This window comes from Stenotrophomonas sp., from assembly GCF_032103445.1.
GTDB lineage: Bacteria > Pseudomonadota > Gammaproteobacteria > Xanthomonadales > Xanthomonadaceae > Stenotrophomonas.
Map to the genome: position 1 here is coordinate 1 of NZ_DAMDFR010000079.1, position 20,337 is coordinate 20,337.

Sequence of the window (20,337 nt, forward strand, 5' to 3'; positions counted from 1 at the left end):
CACCCAGGCCCATGCCGGGCCCGAGGCACTGGACCAGCTCGCCGCCAGCGACGCCTGCGACACCGTGGTCGCGGCCATTGTCGGCGCGGCCGGGCTGTCCTCGACCCTGGCCGCCGCCAGCGCCGGCAAGCGCATCCTGCTGGCCAACAAGGAATCGCTGGTGCTGGCCGGCGAGCTGCTGATGCAGCGCGCCAACGCCGCCGGTGCCGAGGTCATTCCAATCGACAGCGAGCACAGCGCCATTTTCCAGTGCCTGCGCTCGCGCGATGCCAGCCTCGAGCAGGCCGGCGTTCGCCGGATCCTGCTGACCGCCTCCGGGGGCCCGTTCCGCGGCCGTTCGCGTGCCGAACTGGAGCAGGTCACCCCGGCCCAGGCCGTGGCCCATCCGAAGTGGAGCATGGGCCCGAAGATCTCGGTCGATTCGGCCACGCTGATGAACAAAGGGCTCGAAGTCATCGAGGCCCACCATCTGTTCAATGTGCCGGGCGAGCGCATCGAGGTGCTGGTACACCCGCAGAGCCTGGTGCATTCACTGGTGGAGTTCATCGACGGTTCCACCCTGGCCCAGCTAGGCCTGCCGGACATGCGCACCACCCTGGCGGTGGGGCTGGGCTGGCCGCAACGGATCGAATCCGGCGTAGCCGGACTGGACCTGCTGACCCAGGGCCGGCTCGATTTCGAGGCTCCCGACACTGATGCGTTCCCCTGCCTGCGGCTGGCCTGGCAGGCGATGGCGGCCGGCGGCACCGCACCCGCCATCCTGAACGCCGCCAACGAAGTCGCTGTTTCAGCGTTTCTTCAGGGGCGTATCGCTTTCCTGAACATCCCGGCACTGGTCGCTAACGCCCTTTCAACACTCCCGGCGGGCCCGGCCGATACACTGGAGGGCCTGCTGGCCGCCGACCAGCGCGCCCGCCAGATCACCCAGACCGCCATCGACACGCACTGAATGCCCTTCCCGCCTCTTAACCGCGACGTCCAACATGGGTGAATTCATCGGTTCTGTCTGGTGGATGATCGTCAGCCTTGGTGTGCTGGTGACCTTCCATGAGTTTGGTCATTACTGGGTGGCCCGCCGCTGCGGGGTGAAGGTGCTGCGCTTCTCGGTCGGCTTCGGCAAGCCGCTGTGGATGCGCCGCAACCGCGCCGGCACCGAATTCGCCATTGCCGCCATTCCGCTGGGCGGTTACGTCAAGATGCTCGACGAGCGCGAGGTCGAGGTGCACCCGGCCGAACGCGGCCAGGCCTTCAACCACAAGAGCGTCTGGCAGCGCATTGCGATCGTGGCCGCCGGCCCGCTGGCCAACCTGCTGCTGTGCGTGGCGCTGCTGTGGGCGATGTTCGTCATCGGCAAGCAGGACTACTCGGCCACCATTGGCCGCGCCACCGGCATGGCACTGACCGCCGGCCTGCAGACCGGCGACCGCGTGCTCGGCGTGGATGACCGCGACGTGGTCACCGCCGGCCAGGCCAGCATGGCCCTGACCACCGCCGCCATGGACCGCCGCGACGCGACCCTGACCGTTCTGGACGCGCAACAGCAGGTCCGCACCCGGGTGCTGCCGCTGTCGCAGTTGCCGGCCGGCTTCGATGAACGCTGGGTGCCGGCACTGGCCGGGCTGACCTGGCAGTTCCGCATGCAGCCCGCCCTGGTGGAACGCATTGAACCCGGCCACCCCGCCGAGGGCGTGCTGATGCCCGGCGACCTGCTGCTGGCCGTGGACGGCGTGCGCATCGATTCAGCGGAACAGGTACCGGCCCAGGTACGTGCGCTGGGCGAGCGCGGCGGCCCCGGCATGATCGAGGTCCAGCGCGGCGCGGACCGGATGGCCCTGGAAATCACCCCGCAACAGGGCAAGGACGCGCGCGGCCAGCCCACCTGGCAGATCGGCGTGGGCTTCCCGCAGAGCAGCACGCCGGTCTACGACACCACCCTGAAGTACGGTCCGCTGGCCGCCCTGCCCGCAGCGCTGCGCGAAACCGCCCGTGCCACCAGCGATTCGCTGGGCATGATGCGCCGCATGATCACCGGCGCGGCCTCGCTGCAGAACGTATCCGGGCCGGTCACCATTGCCCGCGTGGCCAATGTTTCGGCCCAGCGCGGGCTGGACTGGTTCCTGTGGTTCCTGGCGGTGATGTCGCTCAGCCTGTGCATCATCAACCTGCTGCCGATCCCGATCTTGGACGGCGGGCACCTGCTGTATTACCTTATTGAGTTGGTCAAGGGCAGCCCGCTGAGCGAGCGCGCCATGGCAGCAGGTCAGTACATCGGCCTGGCATTGCTGGCCGGCCTGATGGGATTGGCGTTCTACAACGACATCCTCGGGCTGGCCTCGCGATGAACTTTTTCCTTTTGTCGTCGTCTTATGCGCCGGCATCCCGCAACATTGCATTCGACTCCAACCGGACGTGACATGACGCGACTCCCCAACCGCCGCCTGCTTGCCCTTGCACTTGCCGCCGGTTTCGGCGTGCCGGCCCTGGCCCAGGCAGCCGAGCCCTTCACCGTCAGCGACATCCGTGTCGATGGTCTGCAGCGCATCACCTCCGGTACCGTGTTCACCTACCTGCCGGTGAACCGTGGCGACACCGTGACCGACAGCAAGGTCGGCGAATCGATCCGCGCCCTGTACAAGACCGGCTTCTTCGAAGACGTGCAGCTGCAGCGCCAGGGCGACATCCTGGTGGTCACGGTGAAGGAACGCCCGGCGATCAACAAGCTGACCGTCACCGGCAACAAGGACATCAAGAGCGACCAGCTGCTCAAGGGCCTGAGCGACATCGGCCTGAGCGAAGGCGGCACCTTCGACCGCCTCAGCCTGGACCGCGTGACCCAGGAACTGCGCCGCCAGTACAACGACCGTGGCAAGTACAACGTCGAGATCACCCCGACCGTGAGCCCGCTGGACCGCAACCGCGTGGACATCACGATTGCGATCAAGGAAGGCAAGGCCGCCAAGATCCAGCACGTGAACCTGGTCGGCACGGAAAAGTTCGCCTCCGAGGACATTCTGGAAACCTGGGAATCCAAGGAGCACAACTGGGCGTCGTGGTACCGCCGTGACGACCAGTACTCCAAGGAAAAGCTCTCCGGCGACCTGGAAAAGCTGAACTCCTGGTACCTGGACCGCGGCTACGTGGACTTCAGCATCGACTCCACCCAGGTGTCGATCAGCCCCGACAAGCGCGACATGTTCATCACCGCCGGCGTGACCGAGGGTGAGCAGTACAAGATTTCCGAGATCAAGGTCACCGGCGACACCATTCTTCCGCAGGAAGACGTGGAGCGCATGGTCATCCAGAAGGCAGGCGATACCTTCTCGCGTGCGCTGCTGGAATTCAGCTCGGACACCATCACCAATTCGCTGTCCAACATCGGCTACGCGTTCGCCAAGGTGAACCCGATCCCGACCAGCAACCGCGCCGAGCAGACCGTGGCGATCAACATGCAGGTCGTGCCGGGCCCGCGCGTGGGCGTGCGTCGCATCATCTTCAAGGGCAACACCCGCACCTCCGACGAAGTGTTGCGTCGTGAAATGCGCCAGTTCGAGAACAGCTGGTACTCGCAGGCCGCGATCGACCGCTCGAAGATCCGTCTGCAGCGCCTGGGCTACTTCGAATCGGTGGACGTGGAAACGCCTGCCGTCACCGGCAGCAACGACCAGGTCGACGTGGTCTACAACGTGAAGGAAACCACGTCGGGCAGCTTCGTGTTCGGCCTGGGCTATTCGCAGTCCTACGGCATGACCACCTCGGTGCAGCTGTCGCAGAACAACTTCCTCGGCGGCGGCAACCGCGTGTCGGTGGAAGCGTCGCGCAGCAGCTACCTGCAGCGTTACGGCTTCAGCTACACCAACCCGTACTTCACCGATGACGGCGTGTCGCTGGGCTACAACCTGTCGTGGCGCGAACTGGATTACTCCGACTTCAACACCGCGCAGTACAACAGCACCAACGGTGCCGCGCAGGTGGTGTTCGGCGTGCCGATCACCGAGAACGACACCGTCTCGCTGATGGTGGGCATCGACAGCAACCAGATCACGACGTACAAGGGCTCGACCCCGCAGTCGATCATTGACTACATCGATGCCATCGGCTCCAAGACCTTCCACTCCTGGCGCACGGAACTGGGCTGGGCCCGCGATACGCGTAACGACTACTTCATGCCCACCCGCGGTACCTACCAGCGCGTCGGCCTGGAAACCACGCTGCCGGGCTCGACGGTTGAGTACTACAAGCTCAACTACCAGATCTCCAAGTACTGGCCGATCATTCCGTCGCTGGTCATCAACACCCGCGCCGAAGTGGGCTACGGTGACTCCTACGGCGACGATGTTTCGCGCGTCGTCATCGGCGACGATGGCAACCCCAAAACCGTGACCGCATCGGGCCTGCCGTTCTACGAGAACTTCTACGCCGGCGGCACCAACTCGGTGCGCGGCTTCGAAGACAACACCCTGGGTCCGCGTTCGGAGCCGACGTACTCCTACAGCCGCGGCCAGCCGCTGGGTGGTTCGCTGAAGACCGTGGGTTCCGTCGAAGCCTACTTCCCGCGCCTGTTCGACAGCCCGTCGGCGCGCGTCTCGGCCTTCGTCGACTTCGGTAACGTGTACACCGGCATCGACAACTTCAAGGCCAACGAACTGCGCGTCTCCACCGGTGTGGCCCTGCTGTGGCGCGCCCCGGTCGGCCCGATCTCGATCAGCTATGCCTTCCCGTTGAAAAAGGAAGATGGCGACGAGATTGAAAGGCTTCAGTTCACGTTTGGCGGGCAGTTCTAACACCCCGCAAACAGCAGAGACGCCGGGCTTGTCCCGGCGTTTTTGTTTTTGCGCGTAGAGCCGGCGGCGTTTCGATTCTTACGTGCAGGGAGGCCGGCAGGCAGCCCCGCTCCGGGGTATCACGGACCTGCGGTCCGAGATACCCACGTACTCCACCTTATCCCCCCGCCTTCGGCGCGCCCCCTTCAACAAGAAGGGGGCTCTTCTCCAGATGCAATACGGAATTCGGATCGGACGGCAAGAGCCGTTTTCGATTTGGGGTCATGCGTTACCGGGTGTTGGCCGTTTAAAGGCCGTCGTCTGTCGACCGACGCTACCGGTCCCAATCGTCCCAGACGCGTAGTGACACGCCATGCGTGTCAGCGGCCCCCCAGCCGCAAGCCATTGCCTGCCGTTGACGTTGGATTTCCGGCGGCCACCGACGACCTGTCGGGGCGGGTCGGGGTGGGCTGGAGGGGGCGTGAGCCGCATGGATGCGGCGATCGAGCTTACAGGGACGTACTTGCAGCGTCCCCCGGAACGCCCGCCCCGACCCGCCAAGCCAGGGAACCCGTGAACCGAGGGCTGTTCGCGGGCAATTTGCATTGACCTGGACCCCAACATGACCGAAGTCACGGCACACGGTAAACTTCCGGCGTGAATACTCCTACCTATACCGCCCAGCAACTCGCCGAGCAGTTTGGCCTGCAGGTCCATGGCGACGGTGCCACCGCCATTCAGGGCGTGGCCACGCTTGCCCATGCCGGTCCCGGCCAGCTGACTTTCCTGGCCAACCCGCGCTACCGCAGCCAGCTGGCCGAGAGCCAGGCCGGCATCGTGGTGCTGCGCGCTGACGACGCCGAGGCCGCGCCCGGCACCGCCCTGGTTGCCAAGGACCCCTACACCACCTTCGCCAAGATCGCCGCGCTGTTCGACATCGCGCCGCTGCGCGAGCCCGGCATCCATCCCAGCGCCATCATCGACCCCGCCGCCCAGGTGGCCGCCAGCGCCCATATTGGCCCGTTCGTCACCATCGGTGCGCGCAGCGTTGTGGGTGAGAACTGCATCGTCGGCCCCGGCAGCGTGATCGGTGAGGACTGCACCCTCGATACCGGCTGCGAACTGATCGCCCGGGTCACCCTGGTCACCCGGGTCAAGCTCGGCAAGCGTGTGCGCGTGCACCCCGGTGCCGTGCTCGGTGCCGACGGCTTCGGCCTGGCCATGGATGCCGGCAGCTGGATCAAGGTGCCCCAGCTCGGCGGCGTCCGCATCGGCGACGACTGCGAGATCGGGGCCAACACCTGCGTCGACCGCGGTGCGCTGGAAGACACCGTGCTCGACAACGACGTGCGGCTGGACAACCTGGTCCAGATCGCGCACAACGTCCAGATCGGCGCGCATTCGGCCATCGCCGGCTGCACCGGCATTGCCGGCAGCGCCAAGATCGGCCGCTACTGCCTGCTCGGCGGCGCGGTCGGCGTCGTCGGTCACCTCGAAATCTGCGACAAGGTCGTCATCACCGGCAAATCGGTGGTGCGCAACTCCATTACCGAGCCGGGTGAGTATTCCTCCGGCACCCCACTGACCGACAACCGCACGTGGCGCAAGAACGCCGCGCGCTTCAAGCAGCTTGATGCCCTGGCCCGTCGCATCCTGTCTGTGAGCAAGGAGAAGGAATGAGCCACGAACAGAAGCTGCCGGACATCACCCAGATCCAGGCATTGATCCCGCATCGCTACCCGTTCCTGCTGGTCGACAAGGTGCTCTCGATTGACTACGAGAAGCGCACCATCGTCGCCACCAAGAACGTCAGCATCAATGAACCGTTCTTCCAGGGCCATTTCCCGAGCCAGCCGATCATGCCCGGCGTGCTGATCATCGAAGCCATGGCCCAGGCCGGTGGCGTGCTCACCCAGCTCACCCTGGGCCGTGATGCACAGTCCAAGCTGTTCTACATGGTCAAGGTCGACAAGGCGCGCTTCAGCCGCCAGGTGGTGCCGGGCGATGTGCTGGAAATGCACGTGGAAATCAAGCGCGTGATCCGCAACATGGCGGTGTACGACTGCGTGGCCAAGGTCGACGGCGAAGTTGTCGCCTGCGCCGAAGTGCTGTGCGCCGGCACCCGCGAATGATCCAGGCAGGAGACCTGCAATGACCGACAACGCTCCTCTCATCCACCCCACCGCGGTCATCGACCCGTCGGCGACGTTGGCTGCGGATGTGCGCGTCGGTGCGTTCTGCCTGATCGGTGCCGACGTCGTGATTGGCGAAGGCACCGAGATCGGACCGCACTGCTCGATCCACGGCCCGACCCGGATCGGCCGCAACAACCGCTTCATCGGCCATGTGGCCGTCGGCGGCGAGCCGCAGGACAAGAAGTACGCCGGCGAACGCACCGAACTGGTGATCGGCGACGACAACGTGTTCCGCGAGTTCGTCACCCTCAACCGCGGTACCGGCGGCGGTGGCGGCATCACCACCATCGGTAACGGCAACTGGATGCTGGCCTACACGCATGTGGCGCACGACTGCCATGTCGGCAACAACTGCGTGTTCTCCAACAACACCACCCTGGCCGGCCATGTGACCGTGGGCGACTACGTGATCATCAGCGGCTTCGCTGGCGCGCACCAGTTCTGCCGGATCGGCGCGCATGCCTTCCTCGGCATGGGTGCGCTGACCAACGGCGATGTGCCGCCGTTCACCATGGTCGGCAGCGACTCGCTGGGCCGTCCGCGCGGCATCAACAGCGAGGGCCTGAAGCGCCGTGGCTTCGATGCCGAGCGCATTGCCAGCATCAAGCGCGCGTATCGCACGCTGTACGTGGCCGGCCTGCCGCTGGCGGAAGCCAAGGTTCAGTTGGCCGAACAGGCCAAGGCGAGCGCCGACGTCAAGGACCTGCTGGACTTCATCGAGCAGGCCGAACGGCCGCTGCTGCGATGACCGGACAGGATCGACCGTTGCGGATCGCGCTGGTCGCCGGTGAAGCCTCGGGTGATCTGCTCGGTGCGGGGTTGATCCGCGAACTGGCGCAGCGCTTCCCGGATGCCGAGTTTGCCGGCATCGGCGGCGACGCCATGCGCAATGCCGGCTGCCTGACCTGGTTTGATGCCAGCGAGCTGGCGGTGATGGGCCTGACCGAAGTGCTGCGCCACCTGCCGCGGCTGCTCAAGCTGCGCAAGGAGTTCCGCACCCGCGTGCTGGACTGGCAGCCGGACGTGTTCATCGGCATCGACGCCCCGGACTTCAACCTGGGCGTGGAGCGCTGGCTGAAGGAACGCGGCATCCGCACCGTGCACTACGTAAGCCCGTCGGTCTGGGCCTGGCGCGAGAAGCGCGCCGAGAAGATCGGGGCCAGCGCGGACATGGTGCTGTGCCTGTTCCCGATGGAACCGCCGATCTATGCCAAGCATGGCATCGATGCCCGCTTTGTCGGCCACCCGATGGCTGACGATATCCCATTGAACAGCGACCGCGAGGCCGCACGCGTGGCATTGGGCCTGCCGTCCAACGCCAAGGTGCTGGCGGTGCTGCCGGGCAGCCGCCTGGGCGAGATCAGCAAGCTGGGCCAGGCCTTCTTCGAAGCGGCCTGGCAGGTTTCCGAACGCATTCCCGGCCTGCACGTAGTGGTGCCGGCGGCGAACCCGGCCTGCCGCCGCCTGATCACCGAACAGCTGTCACGCTCGGCCTTGCCGGTGGCGTACTCGCATGTGCTGGACGGTGAGGCGCGCACGGCGATGATCGCCGCCGACGTGGTAGTGCTGGCCTCGGGCACGGCCACGCTGGAGGCCATGCTGGTGAAGCGTCCGATGGTGGTGGGCTACCGCGTGGCGGAGCTGACCTACCGGATCGTGAAGGCGCTGGGCCTGATCAAGGTGGACCGCTTCGCGTTGCCGAACATTCTGGCCGGCAAGGACCTGGCACCGGAACTGATCCAGCACGACTGTGTGCCGGACCAGCTGGCAGCGGCGATCCTGCAGTGGTTCGATCACCCGCAGCGGGGTCTGGACATCCAGCCGACCTACCAGAAACTGCATCAGCAGTTGCGCCAGGACGCGTCGGCACGTGCAGCCGATGCGGTGGCTGAGCTGCTGAGCCGCCCTGCGCAGGGTGGCGCGGCGGCATGAGCCGTCGTCATGCAGCGGAGGCGTCGCTTGCACTGTTCGACGGTGCGGCGCTGGCGACGGTCGCGCCACGCTACGTCGCGGGCGTGGATGAAGCCGGCCGAGGCCCGCTGGCGGGCCCGGTGGCGGTGGCCGCGGTAGTGTTCTGCCCGGATCGCCCCCGCCTGAACGGGCTGGACGATTCGAAGCAGCTGACCGCGCTGCGCCGCGACGCGCTGTTCGACAAGATCCAGCAGCGCGCGCTGGCCTTCCACATCGTGCTGGTGGACGTGGAAGAGATCGACACGCTGAACATCTTCCAGGCGACGATGGCGGGCATGCGCCGCGCCGTGGAAGGCGTGGCGCACGTGGCCCAGTTCGCCCGCATCGACGGCAACAAGATCCCCAAGGGCCTGCCCTGCCCGGCCGAAGCGCTGGTCGGCGGCGACGCCCTCGACCGCGCGATCATGGCCGCCTCGATCCTGGCCAAGGTCAGCCGTGACCGCTACATGCAGCAGCTGCACGAGCAGCATCCGCACTACGGTTTCGACCAGCACAAAGGCTACGGCACCCCCGCCCACCTGGCCGCCCTGCGCCAGCACGGCCCCTGCCCCGCCCACCGCCGCAGCTTCGCCCCGGTCCGCGACTGCCTGGCTCCGTCGCCCGCGCTAGCCTAGAGCCTCCCTACCCCGAACTTCGATCGCTACGTAGAGCCACGCCCTGCGTGGCTGCTGTTGGATTCGTGCGAACAGCCGGTGGTCATCGGTTTCCGAGTTTGGGCGCACCGGGGTGGGTTTGCGGGACACGCCGTAAACCCGTCCATGGGGGCTCGTAGAAAACATCCATGTTTTCTACGGTCCCGCAAACCCACCCCGGCACGCCCCAGACAGAGGGTCGGTGGCCACGGAAGATCAAAACCCATCCGCGCTGCCCCGGTGGGATCGGTCGACAGACGATCGCCGTGAAAAGGGCAACATCCGGTAACGCATGACCCCAAAACGAAGAGAAGCCCCCTTTGTTAAGGGGGCGCGCCGGCAGGCGCGGGGATAGGAGGAATGCGGGGACATCACGGACCGAAGGTCCGCGATGTCAAGCCTTGTCCGGTTTCGCTCACACGGATACCCTGACCGCGCATTACATTGGCCCGGCATGTCCACTTCCCGTTTCGTACATCTTCACGTCCACACCGAGTTTTCGCTGGCGGATTCGACCATCCGTGTCCCGGCGAAACCGGATCAGGCTGACCCGAAAAAGGCCAAACAGGCCAATCTGCTCAGCCGCGCCGTCGAACTGCAGTTGCCAGCCCTGGCCGTCACCGACCTGAACAACCTGTTCGCGCTGGTCAAGTTCTACAAGGCCGCCGAGACCGTGGGCATCAAGCCCATTGCCGGTGCCGACGTGATGATTGCCGAAGAAGGCATGACGCCCTGGCGGATGACCCTGCTGTGCCGCGATCGCGAAGGCTATCTCAGTCTGTCGCGCCTGCTCACCCGCGCCTGGATGGAAGGCCATCGCCCGGAAGGTGGCGTGGCCGTGCATCCGGACTGGCTCAAGGCCGGCTGCCACAATCTGTTCGCCCTGGCCGGGCGCGAAAGCCTGGCCGGTCGCCTGGCCGGTGAAGGCCGGCATGACCTCGCCGAGCAGCAGCTTGCCGACTGGCAGCGCGTGTTCGGCGATGGCCTGCACCTGGAACTGACCCGCACCGGTCGCGAAGGCGAAGAAGCCTTCAACCAGTTTGCGCTGATGGCCGCTGGCCAGCGCGGCCTGCCGGTGGTGGCCAGCAATGACGTGCGCTTCCTGCGCCCGGACGACTTCAGCGCGCATGAGGCGCGTGTGTGCATTTCCTCCGGCCGCGTGCTGGATGACCCCAAGCGCCCGCGCGATTACAGCGAGCAGCAGTACCTGAAGTCGCCCGAGGAAATGTGCGCGCTGTTCGCCGACATTCCCGACGCCATCGACAACACGCTGGCGCTGGCCGAACGCTGCAACGTGGAAATGCGGCTGGGCACCTACTTCCTGCCCAACTACCCGGTGCCCGACAACGAGACCCTGGACAGCTGGATCTGCAGCGAGTCGCGCAGGGGCCTGGAAGCGCGCCTGGAAAAGAATCCGCTGGCCGAAGGCAAGACCCGCGAAGAGTACTTCGAGCGGCTGGAATTCGAGCTCGCCACCATCATCAAGATGGGCTTCCCCGGCTACTTCCTGATCGTGGCCGACTTCATCCAGTGGGGCAAGAACCAGGGCATTCCGATTGGCCCGGGCCGTGGTTCCGGTGCCGGTTCGCTGGTGGCGTGGGCACTGCAGATCACCGATCTGGACCCCCTGCCCTACAACCTGCTGTTCGAGCGCTTCCTCAACCCCGAACGCGTGTCGATGCCCGACTTCGACATCGACTTCTGCATGGACCGCCGCGACGAGGTCATCGACTACGTCGCGCGCAAGTACGGGCGCGAGCGGGTCAGCCAGATCATCACTTACGGCACCATGGCCGCCAAGGCGGTGGTGCGTGACTCCGGGCGCGTGCTCGGCTTCCCGTATGGCCTGGTCGATGGCGTTTCCAAGCTGATTCCCAACATCCTGGGTATTTCGCTCAAGGACGCGATGGGCGAAGGCAAGGACTCGGAAATGGCCTCGCCGGAGTTGATCCAGCGCTACCAGTCCGAAGACGAAGTGCGCGACCTGATCGACCTGGCGCGCCAGCTCGAAGATCTGACCCGCAACGCCGGCAAGCACGCCGGTGGCGTGGTGATCGCGCCGGAGCCACTGGCCGAGTTCTGCCCGCTGTTCGCCGAACACGACGAAGGCGGTCGTGGCCGCAATCCGGTCACCCAGTTCGACAAGAACGACGTCGAAGAAGTCGGACTGGTGAAGTTCGACTTCCTTGGCCTGCGCACGCTGACCATCATTGACTGGGCAGTGAAGGCGATCAACAAGCGGCATGCGCGTGCTGGCATTCCGCCGGTGGACATCACCGCCATTCCGCTGGATGACGCGCCCACCTACAAGGACATTTTCGCCAACGGCAACACCGGTGCAGTGTTCCAGTTTGAATCCTCGGGCATGCGCCGCCTTCTGAAGGACGCGCGCCCCGACCGTTTCGAAGACCTGATCGCGCTGGTGTCGCTGTACCGCCCCGGCCCGATGGACCTGATTCCCTCCTTCAACGCGCGTAAGCACGGGCAGGAAGAGATCATCTATCCCGATCCGCGTACCGAAGCCATCCTCAAGGACACCTACGGCATCATGGTGTACCAGGAGCAGGTGATGCAGATGGCGCAGATCGTCGGCGGCTACTCGCTGGGCGGCGCGGATCTGCTGCGCCGTGCGATGGGCAAGAAGGTGCCGGCGGAAATGGCCAAGCACCGCGAGATCTTCCGCGAAGGTGCGGCCAAGGGCGGCGTCGACGGCCCCAAGGCCGATGAAATCTTCGACCTGATGGAAAAGTTCGCCGGCTACGGTTTCAACAAATCGCACGCCGCCGCGTACGCGCTGGTCAGCTACCAGACCGCCTGGCTCAAGCGTCACTACCCCGCCGAGTTCATGGCCGCGACGCTGTCGTCGGACATGGACAACACCGACAAGGTGGTCGGCTTCCTGGCTGAAGTGCGCAACCTGGGCCTGACCGTGCTGCCGCCGAAGGTCAACGATTCGGCGTACATGTTCGAAGCCTCCAGCGCCGACACCATCCAGTACGGCCTGGGCGCGATCAAGGGCGTCGGCCAGGGTGCGTGCGAAGCGGTGGTGGACGAGCGCATCGCCAAGGGGCGCTACGCATCGCTGCTGGATTTCTGCATGCGCATCGAGTCCGGCAAGCTCAACCGTCGCACGCTGGAAGCGATGATCAACTGCGGCGCACTGGATGGCCTGGGCAAGAATCGCGCCTCGCTGATGCTGCAGCTGCCGGAAGTACTCAAGGCCACCGACCAGATGTCGCGCGAGAAGGCCTCGGGCCAGAACTCGCTGTTCGGCGCGCCCGATCCGGTCAGCACTGCAATGCAGCTGGACCTGCCCGAAACCAAGGAATGGGCGTTGGGCCAGTTGCTGGAAGGCGAGCGCGAAACGCTGGGCTTCTACCTCAGCGGACATCCGTTCGACCCGTGGGCGGAGGACGTCAAGGAACTGGTCGGTACCGACCTGGGCATGCTGGAAAAACTGATTCCCCCGGCCCGTCCCAGCAAGGACGGCGAAAAGCGCGCCTGGCGCCAGGAAACCCCGGTGATCCTGGCCGGGCTGGTGGTCGGCGTGCGCCGCAAGGGCGAAAGCCAGATCTTCATGCAGCTCGAAGACGGCCGCGGCCGGGTCGAGTGCAGCGCGTTCTCCGACGGCCTGGCCGAGTTCGGTCATCTGATGACCAAGGACCGCATCCTGGTGGTCAAGGGCGGCCTGCGCGAGGACGAGTTCAACGGCGGCTACGCGCTGCGCATCCGCCAGTGCTGGGATTACGAGGAAATCTGCGCCAACTACGCGACCCGGCTGTCGCTGCGGCTGGACCTGCGCCAGGGCGACCCGGTCTGGAGCCGCGTGAACGCGCTGCTGGACCGCCACCGCCCCGGCCGGACGCCCCTGCGTCTGGACCTGCTGCTGGGCTCGCCGCAGGGCCCTGTGGCCGGCATGCTCGACGTGGGTGGCGAGACCGCCGTCCGCGTGGACAGCCAGCTGGTGGACGCGCTGCGGGCCGACCCGGCCGTGCGCACGCTCAAGGTCCGCTACAGCCCGCCCTGGGCCAATTGACCCACCAGACGACTGCGTACGGGGTATTTCGACGCATTCGGCTACACTTCCCCTCTTTACTTCACGACGGCTTCCGATGAATCCGAACTATCTCGACTTCGAGCAACCCATCGCTGATCTGGAAGCCAAGATCCAGGAGCTGCGCAGCGCCAGCGCCGGCCCGGCGGTCAATGTCGAGGCCGAAGTGCACGCCCTGCAGGACAAGCTGCGGGTGCGCACCGCGCAGATCTTCCGCAACCTGACCTCGTGGCAGGTGCTGCAGCTGGCGCGCCATCCGCAGCGCCCGTACACCCTGGATTACATCCGCATCTTCTGTGACGAGTTCCAGGAGCTGGCCGGCGACCGCGCCTTCGCCGACGACAAGGCGATTGTCGGCGGCCTGGCCCGTATTGGCGGTCGCCCGGTGATGCTGATCGGCCACCAGAAGGGCCGTGACACCAAGGAAAAGATCAAACGCAACTTCGGCATGCCCAAGCCGGAGGGTTACCGCAAGGCACTGCGCCTGATGAAGATGGCCGAGCGTTTCGGCCTGCCGGTACTGACCCTGATCGACACCGCCGGTGCCTGGCCGGGCATCGATGCCGAATCGCGCGGCCAGTCCGAGGCGATCGCGCGCAACCTGATGGAAATGGCCGAGCTGAAGGTGCCGGTGATCTGCACCGTGATCGGCGAAGGTGGCTCCGGCGGCGCACTGGCGCTGGGCGTGGGCGACCGCACCATCATGCTGGAATACAGCGTGTACTCGACCATCAGCCCGGAAGGCTGCGCCTCGATTCTGTGGAAGGATGCCGGCAAGGCCAAGGAAGCGGCCGAACAGCTGGGCCTGACCGCGCCGCGCCTGAAGGGCCTGGGCCTGGTCGACAAGGTGGTGCGCGAACCCACCGGCGGCGCACACCGCAACCCGACCGCCATGGGCAAGCGCCTGAAGGCCGTGCTGCTCAACGAGCTGGATGCGCTGGAGAAGCTGTCCACCGAAGACCTGCTGCAGAAGCGCTACGAGCGACTGCGCAGCTACGGTGCTTACGAGACCGCCTGATTGGCGGTATTCGCGGCAAAACAAAAAACCGGGCCAAGCGCCCGGTTTTTCGTTTACGAAACCCGATGCCCCGTAGAGCCACGCCCTGCGTGGCTACGCGGTGCCGGACGGGTCAAAACGGCTTGGCCAGCACCAGCCACACCACGCCGATGAACAGCACCAGCGGCAGCTCGTTGAACCAGCGCAGCGCGCGCGATGACGGCAGCGCTTTGCCCTGCACTGCGCCCTTCAACAAGCGCCCGGTCCAGGTGAAGTACACCAGCAGCAGCACCACCAGCCCCAGCTTGGCATGCAGCCAGCCGGCCGCCCCCGGAGCGACCATGGTCGGGAAATCCGGGAACACCCGGTAGCCCAGCCACAGCACCAGGCCCAGCACCAGCGCGATGCCGAACATCATGTGGCCGAACTTGTACAAACGCAGCCCCATCAGCTGCAGCCGTTCCACCACCGGCAACTGCCCCGCGGTTTCGCTCAGGTTGACCAGGATCCGCGGCAGGTAGAACACTGATGCCATCCACGCCACCACGAACACCAGGTGGAAGGTCTTGACCCAGTAGTAGGACTGCATGCGCTTGCTCCGGCGGCTGGCGTGGAATGTCGTTCATTTTCACCCATTCCCCCGTTCCGCGCATGCGCGACGCTTTGACGCACGCCGGTCCGCTACCATGGCGTCCGTTTCCGGCTTTCCCTGCGCGCGCATGACCAAGACCTACGACCACGCCTATTTCCAGCGCTGGTATCAGCCCGACCAGACCGGAGGGGCCGCGCGACTGGTACGCAAGGTGGCGCTGGCGGTGGCCACGGCCGAGTACTACCTGGAACGCCCGATCCGCACCGTGCTGGACATCGGGGCCGGTGAGGCAGCCTGGCGCGCGCCCCTGCTCAAACTGCGCCCACGCGTGCAGTACATGGGGTTCGACAGCAGCGAATACGCGGTGCAGCGCTACGGGCGCAGCCGCAACCTGCACCCGGCACGGGTGGGCGACTTTGCCTGGCTGCGGCCCTGCCCGCCGGTGGACCTGCTGGTCTGCGCCGATGTCATGCACTACGTGCCCAGCCGCGAGCTGCGCCCGGCCCTGGCCGGGTTTGCCGAGCTGACTGGCGGGGTGGCGTTCCTGGAGGCGTTCACCGCCGAAGACGAGTTTGAGGGTGACCATGAGGGCTTCCAGGCGCGGCCTGCCGGTTGGTATCGTCGGCATCTGAAGGCCGAGGGATTTACCGCGCTGGGGTCGCATTGCTGGCTGTCGCCGGCGTTGGCCGGCCACGCCGCGGCTTTGGAACGAGGGTCGTAGAGCCACGCCCTGCGTGGCTGTTCCCTCTGGGATCGGGTATCGCGAAGCCACGCAGGGCGTGGCTCTACGGGTCTCATTCCGTCGTGACATCGCGCCTATTAAGGCGCTTCCGCCCGCGATAGGCTATGCTGCGCGGCAACATATGACCATACATATTCGGACGCCATGCTCTACCAGCTGCATGAGTTGACCCGCAACATGCTCGCCCCGTGGGTGCACCAGGCCCAGGCCAATGCCAAGTTCTTCGCCAATCCGGGCCACTGGTGGTCGCAGATGCCCGGTGCCGATCGTCTGGCGGCGGTGAACGAGCTGTTCCACCGCATCGGCAAGGATTACGAGAAGCCCGAATGGGGCATCAACGAAATCGAAGTGGACGGCGAGCGCGTGCCGATCGTGGTCCATGAAGAGGTCAGCAAGCCGTTCTGCAAGCTGCTGCGCTTCAAGCGCCACAGCAATGAAGCCGACCAGCTGCACACCATGCTCAATCAGCCGTTCGTGCTGGTGGTGGCTCCGCTGTCGGGCCACCACGCCACCCTGCTGCGTGACACCGTGCGCACCCTGCTGCGCGACCATCGCGTGTACGTCACCGACTGGGTCGACGCGCGCATGGTGCCGGCCAGCGAAGGCGAGTTCAGCTTGGACGATTACATCGCCTACGTACAGGAATTCATCCGCCACCTGGGCGCGGAGAAGCTGCACGTGGTCAGCGTCTGCCAGCCGACCGTGCCGGTGCTGGCGGCGGTGTCACTGATGGCCAGCCGTGGCGAAACCACGCCGCGCACGCTGGTGATGATGGGCGGCCCGATTGATGCGCGCTGCAGCCCCACCGCAGTGAACAACCTGGCCACCCAGAACCCGCTGTCGTGGTTCGAGAACAACGTGATCCACACCGTGCCGCCAGGCTACCCCGGTGTCGGCCGCCAGGTGTATCCGGGCTTCCTGCAGCACGCCGGGTTCCTGTCGATGAACCCCAGTCGGCATTTCAGCTCGCACTGGGACTTCTACGCCGACCTGGTGAAGGGCGACATGGAAGACGCCGACGCACACCGTCGTTTCTACGACGAATACAACGCGGTGCTGGACATGCCGGCACGCTACTACCTGGACACCATCCGCGTGGTGTTCCAGGAGTTCCTGCTGCCGCGCGGCGAGTGGTTCGTCAACGGCGAGCGGGTGGATCCGGGCGCGATCACCGGCACCGCACTGCTCAGCATTGAAGGCGAGCTGGACGATATCGCCGGCCTGGGCCAGACCGAAGCGGCGCAGGCCCTGTGTACCGGCATTCCGGAAAAGCACCGCGAGCATTTCATCGTCGAGGGTGCGGGTCATTACGGCATCTTCAGCGGCCGTCGCTGGCGCGAAACCGTGTACCCGAAGGTGCGCGAGTTCTTCGCCGCGCATGCGCAGAAGGCGGTGAAGCCGAAGAACGTGACGCCGATCCGCAAGAAGGCGGGTTGAATCCTCGGGTCCGTTCCATATCCCGGTAGCGCCGGCCGTTGGCCGGCCCTCATGAACGTTGGACAGATCCGGAGGGCCGGCCAACGGCCGGCGCTACCGAATCACGCGCGTTGCGCGTGATTTCTACAACCGCACCAGCAGATGCTTGGCCATCTGCCCATGCAGATACCCCACGCCACGCGCCAGGTGCAGGGTGCAGAACAGCAGCACCACGCCCACGATGGCCAGCATCGGCATCGCCCACACCGGCAGCAGCAGCAATTCGCTGTCGATGTAGATTCCCCCGCTGCCATTCAGCGCCAGCAGCGAGGCCACGGGTGCCCAGATGAAGACCAGCGATGTCGACAGCAGGGTGACCGCCACGCTGAAGTAGATGATGCCCAGCGGCAGCATCAGCACGAAGTACAGCATCGTCAGCCAGGTGCGACCATCAGTGAACATGTCACCAATGCGCTGCAGCCAGCTGCGGCTGCGGTCGGCATAGCGCGGCCGGCGCGGCATGCGCTCGCCCAGCAGCACTTCCACCAGCCGCCCTTCCAGCAGCGCCAGCCCGCGCACCGAACCGAAGAACAGCACGGTCAGCGGAATGCCGATGATCAGGATCATCAATCCCAGCGACAGCGACAGTCCGGTGATCACCCAGGTGAAGAAGAACGTGCCGGTGGCCAGCGACAGCAGCATGTAGAACAGTGAGCCGTAGGTGCGCGGCTCCAGCGCGATGCCGAAGAAGCGCGCCAGCGCCGAGCGGTGCGGTACGGGAGCGTCGGCCAGCACCGCGCCTGCGGTGCCAGCCGTTACGGCAGCCGCCGCGGCACCGCCGGGCTCTGTCGCCGGCACCACCCGCGCAATCGGCCGAATGCTCGCGCTGGGCGTGCGCAGTGCACGGTTCACGGTGATTTCGGTTTCGCGGTAGATCTCCGCCACTTCCTCCGGCGCGCCATAGCTGCCGGCGACGTCGGCAATCACGTCTGCCTCGCTGCGGCCCGGCTGTGCGGCCAGTTCCGAACGCAGATATTCCTCGGCGTCATACAGCGCGTCCTGCACCATCGCCGGGTCGGCGTCGTGCAGGGCCGCGCGCAGCTGGGCCAGGTACTGCGGAATGGTGGTCGGCAGGCCTGTTCCCGCCGTGGTCTGTTCGTTCATTGCAGTACCCCCTCCAATACAGAATCGACGGAATCCCGGGTGGCGCGCCAGGCGGCGGTCCACTCCGCCAGCACCTCACGACCACGTTCATTGATGCGGTAGTAGCGCCGCGGTGGCCCGGCCACCGACGGCTCGATCTGGCTCTCCAGCAGCCCGGCAGCTTCGAGGTTGCGCAGCACCGGGTACAGCGCGCTCTGCTTGCCGCTCAGCACGCCTTCGCCGACCCGCTCCAGCTCTTTGGCAATCAGGTAGCCGTACAACGGCTCACCGGCCCGTGCCAGCACCGCCAGCAGGGCCAGCGACACGGTGCCGGCGCTGAGTTCCTTCTGAAACTTCTTGAGGTGGGCGTCGTGCTCGCTCATGACGTTCTCCGCTAGCGTGGAGTCCACACTAGTGTGAACTCAGCTATAGCGAACGTGCCGTTAGTCACCCTGCCGGCGGGCAGGGGTGGCTGGCGGGTGGCCCGGTCGATCACGCAGAATCGAGGCACTTCCTTGAAAGGGTCCGCCATGTCGCCACGCCGTCCTGCCCTGCTTGCCCTCGCGCTCGCCTGCCTGCTTCCTGGTCTGGCCAATGCAGCCACACCCTACCGCAGCGCGCAGCAGATCCTGGACGCCTCGCCGGCCAGCGACTGGCGCACCCCGGACCCAACCAACCTGCTGGTGATGAATCTGGCCTCCGGCCAGGTGGTGATCGAACTGGCCCCTGCGTTCGCGCCGCAGCACGTGGCCAACATCCAGACGCTGGCGCATGAGCACTTCTGGGATGGCGAAAGCATCTACCGGTCGCAGGACAACTTCGTGGTGCAGTTCGGCGATGCCGATGCGGATGATTCCGCGAAGGCGAAGCCACTGGGCAGCGCCAAGCGCAAGCTGCCAGCGGAGTTCCAGCGCGACAGCAAGGGCTTGAAGGTCATGGTCCTGCCGGACCAGGACGGCTGGGCCGACCATACCGGCTTCGTAGACGGCTTCGCGGTAGGCCAGGACACGGCCGACGGCAAGACCTGGCTGGCGCATTGTTACGGCGCGCTGGGCGCAGGCCGCAACAATGACGAAGACAGCAGCATCGGTGCGGAGCTGTACGTGGTGACGGGGCAGTCGCCGCGCCAGCTGGACCGCAACATCACTGTGGTCGGCCGCGTTCTGAAAGGCATGGAACTGCTGAGCGCCCTGCCCCGCGGACCGGCCCCGATGGGTTTCTACGCGGACGCATCGCAGCGCACGCCGATCGTCTCGATCCAGCGCGTGAACGACCTGCCGGAAGCGCAGCGTCCGACGCTGCAGGTGCTGCGCACCGATTCGAAGACCTTCGTGGACACAGTGGAAGCACGGCGCAATCGCGTGGACGATTTCTACAAGCGCGCGGCCGGGCATATCGACCTGTGCAACATTCCGGTGCCTGTGCGGTAAGCGTTTCACTTTGTACGTGATTGCATGATTTCCGTATCGCCGGGCGTTGCCCGGCTACGGTTGGTTCTGGGCGAACAGCCGGCCGTCGTCGGTTCTCTGTGTTGGCGGATCGGGACGGGCGTTCCGGGGGACGCTGCAAGTACGTCCTTGTAAGCTCAGTCGCCGCATCCATGCGGCTCATGCCCCCTCCAGCCCATCCCGACCCGCCATCGACAGCGCGTCGGTGGCCATCGAAGATCAAAATCAATGGCGGCCTCGATCCATTGCCATGCGTTACCGGATGGTGTTCGTTTCTCGGCGATCGTCTATCGACCGATCCCACCAGTGGTCTAGGTGCTTTTGATCTTGCATGGCCACCGGCCATCTGTCTGGGGCGTGCCGGGGTGGGTTTGCGGGACCGTCAAA

15 protein-coding genes and 1 pseudogene are annotated in these 20,337 nt (G+C 65.7%); 13 read left to right on the plus strand and 3 right to left on the minus strand.

Going from position 1 to position 20,337, the window contains the following annotated elements:
* The 10 genes and pseudogenes from dxr to RT551_RS18935 form a co-directional block, all read left to right on the plus strand.
* A partial coding sequence (dxr, locus tag RT551_RS18890) for a 1-deoxy-D-xylulose-5-phosphate reductoisomerase (RefSeq protein ID WP_313461344.1) occupies positions 1–949 on the plus strand: 949 nt, incomplete at its 5' end.
* A 34-nt stretch (positions 950–983) separates the two neighbouring features.
* On the plus strand, positions 984–2,342 hold the full coding sequence (gene rseP, locus RT551_RS18895; protein ID WP_313461346.1) for an RIP metalloprotease RseP: 1,359 nt from the start codon (positions 984–986) through the stop codon (positions 2,340–2,342).
* Positions 2,343–2,414: 72 nt separating this feature from the next.
* Positions 2,415–4,781, plus strand: coding sequence for an outer membrane protein assembly factor BamA (bamA, locus tag RT551_RS18900; protein ID WP_313461348.1), 2,367 nt, complete (start codon positions 2,415–2,417; stop codon positions 4,779–4,781).
* Between the two features lie 636 nt (positions 4,782–5,417).
* Entirely contained in the window at positions 5,418–6,440 is a 1,023-nt protein-coding gene (lpxD, locus tag RT551_RS18905; RefSeq protein ID WP_313461350.1) for a UDP-3-O-(3-hydroxymyristoyl)glucosamine N-acyltransferase, read from the plus strand.
* A complete protein-coding gene (gene fabZ, locus RT551_RS18910; protein ID WP_311190681.1) occupies positions 6,437–6,892 on the plus strand; it encodes a 3-hydroxyacyl-ACP dehydratase FabZ in 456 nt (151 codons plus the stop codon). The genes lpxD and fabZ overlap by 4 nt, the downstream gene beginning before the upstream one ends.
* 19 nt (positions 6,893–6,911) lie before the next feature.
* Positions 6,912–7,703, plus strand: coding sequence for an acyl-ACP--UDP-N-acetylglucosamine O-acyltransferase (gene lpxA / locus RT551_RS18915; protein WP_313461353.1), 792 nt, complete (start codon positions 6,912–6,914; stop codon positions 7,701–7,703).
* A gap of 8 nt (positions 7,704–7,711) precedes the next feature.
* Positions 7,712–8,887: pseudogene (lpxB, locus tag RT551_RS18920) on the plus strand (lipid-A-disaccharide synthase); the annotation flags it as partial.
* Entirely contained in the window at positions 8,884–9,540 is a 657-nt protein-coding gene (locus RT551_RS18925; RefSeq protein ID WP_313461355.1) for a ribonuclease HII, read from the plus strand. The pseudogene lpxB and the gene RT551_RS18925, both read left to right, overlap by 4 nt.
* Before the next feature lie 472 nt (positions 9,541–10,012).
* Positions 10,013–13,594, plus strand: coding sequence for a DNA polymerase III subunit alpha (gene dnaE, locus RT551_RS18930; protein WP_313461356.1), 3,582 nt, complete (start codon positions 10,013–10,015; stop codon positions 13,592–13,594).
* A gap of 76 nt (positions 13,595–13,670) precedes the next feature.
* Positions 13,671–14,630 (plus strand): acetyl-CoA carboxylase carboxyltransferase subunit alpha, encoded by a 960-nt coding sequence (locus RT551_RS18935; RefSeq protein ID WP_125362234.1) that lies wholly within the window; start codon positions 13,671–13,673, stop codon positions 14,628–14,630.
* A 112-nt stretch (positions 14,631–14,742) separates the two neighbouring features.
* On the opposite strand, the gene RT551_RS18940 is transcribed toward RT551_RS18935, so the two are convergent.
* Positions 14,743–15,198 carry a CopD family protein gene (locus RT551_RS18940; protein WP_313461357.1) on the minus strand — a complete coding sequence of 152 codons (456 nt, stop codon included), beginning with the start codon at positions 15,196–15,198 and terminating at the stop codon, positions 14,743–14,745.
* A 130-nt stretch (positions 15,199–15,328) separates the two neighbouring features.
* Between RT551_RS18940 and RT551_RS18945 the strand changes: the two genes are divergently transcribed.
* The gene (locus RT551_RS18945; protein ID WP_313461366.1) at positions 15,329–15,922 is read left to right on the plus strand and encodes a class I SAM-dependent methyltransferase; all 594 of its coding nucleotides are present in this window, start codon (positions 15,329–15,331) and stop codon (positions 15,920–15,922) included.
* 165 nt (positions 15,923–16,087) lie between these two features.
* On the plus strand, positions 16,088–17,380 hold the full coding sequence (gene phaZ, locus RT551_RS18950; RefSeq protein ID WP_313461358.1) for a polyhydroxyalkanoate depolymerase: 1,293 nt from the start codon (positions 16,088–16,090) through the stop codon (positions 17,378–17,380).
* Between the two features lie 123 nt (positions 17,381–17,503).
* Here the strand turns inward: phaZ and RT551_RS18955 are convergent, their stop codons facing one another.
* A complete protein-coding gene (locus RT551_RS18955; RefSeq protein ID WP_313461360.1) occupies positions 17,504–18,523 on the minus strand; it encodes a sensor domain-containing protein in 1,020 nt (339 codons plus the stop codon).
* Positions 18,520–18,885, minus strand: a complete 366-nt coding sequence (locus RT551_RS18960) for a PadR family transcriptional regulator (protein ID WP_313461362.1) — start codon at positions 18,883–18,885, stop codon at positions 18,520–18,522. Before RT551_RS18960 ends, RT551_RS18955 begins: the two co-directional genes overlap by 4 nt.
* Before the next feature lie 147 nt (positions 18,886–19,032).
* Here RT551_RS18960 and RT551_RS18965 point away from each other — a divergent pair, with 147 nt between their 5' ends.
* Positions 19,033–19,932 carry a peptidylprolyl isomerase gene (locus RT551_RS18965; protein ID WP_313461364.1) on the plus strand — a complete coding sequence of 300 codons (900 nt, stop codon included), beginning with the start codon at positions 19,033–19,035 and terminating at the stop codon, positions 19,930–19,932.
* The last annotated feature ends 405 nt before the right edge of the window (positions 19,933–20,337 follow it).

Excerpts from the sequence above, each read along its gene's own strand:
- dnaE (WP_313461356.1), top strand. The coding sequence starts at position 10,013 with ATGTCCACTTCCCGTTTCGTACATCTTCACGTCCACACCGAGTTTTCG.
- RT551_RS18925 (WP_313461355.1), top strand. The coding sequence starts at position 8,884 with ATGAGCCGTCGTCATGCAGCGGAGGCGTCGCTTGCACTGTTCGACGGT.
- RT551_RS18965 (WP_313461364.1), top strand. The coding sequence starts at position 19,033 with ATGTCGCCACGCCGTCCTGCCCTGCTTGCCCTCGCGCTCGCCTGCCTG.
- phaZ (WP_313461358.1), top strand. The coding sequence starts at position 16,088 with ATGCTCTACCAGCTGCATGAGTTGACCCGCAACATGCTCGCCCCGTGG.
- lpxA (WP_313461353.1), top strand. The coding sequence starts at position 6,912 with ATGACCGACAACGCTCCTCTCATCCACCCCACCGCGGTCATCGACCCG.
- fabZ (WP_311190681.1), top strand. The coding sequence starts at position 6,437 with ATGAGCCACGAACAGAAGCTGCCGGACATCACCCAGATCCAGGCATTG.
- RT551_RS18940 (WP_313461357.1), bottom strand. The coding sequence starts at position 15,198 with ATGCAGTCCTACTACTGGGTCAAGACCTTCCACCTGGTGTTCGTGGTG.
- bamA (WP_313461348.1), top strand. The coding sequence starts at position 2,415 with ATGACGCGACTCCCCAACCGCCGCCTGCTTGCCCTTGCACTTGCCGCC.
- RT551_RS18945 (WP_313461366.1), top strand. The coding sequence starts at position 15,329 with ATGACCAAGACCTACGACCACGCCTATTTCCAGCGCTGGTATCAGCCC.
- rseP (WP_313461346.1), top strand. The coding sequence starts at position 984 with ATGGGTGAATTCATCGGTTCTGTCTGGTGGATGATCGTCAGCCTTGGT.
- RT551_RS18935 (WP_125362234.1), top strand. The coding sequence starts at position 13,671 with ATGAATCCGAACTATCTCGACTTCGAGCAACCCATCGCTGATCTGGAA.
- RT551_RS18960 (WP_313461362.1), bottom strand. The coding sequence starts at position 18,885 with ATGAGCGAGCACGACGCCCACCTCAAGAAGTTTCAGAAGGAACTCAGC.
- RT551_RS18955 (WP_313461360.1), bottom strand. The coding sequence starts at position 18,523 with ATGAACGAACAGACCACGGCGGGAACAGGCCTGCCGACCACCATTCCG.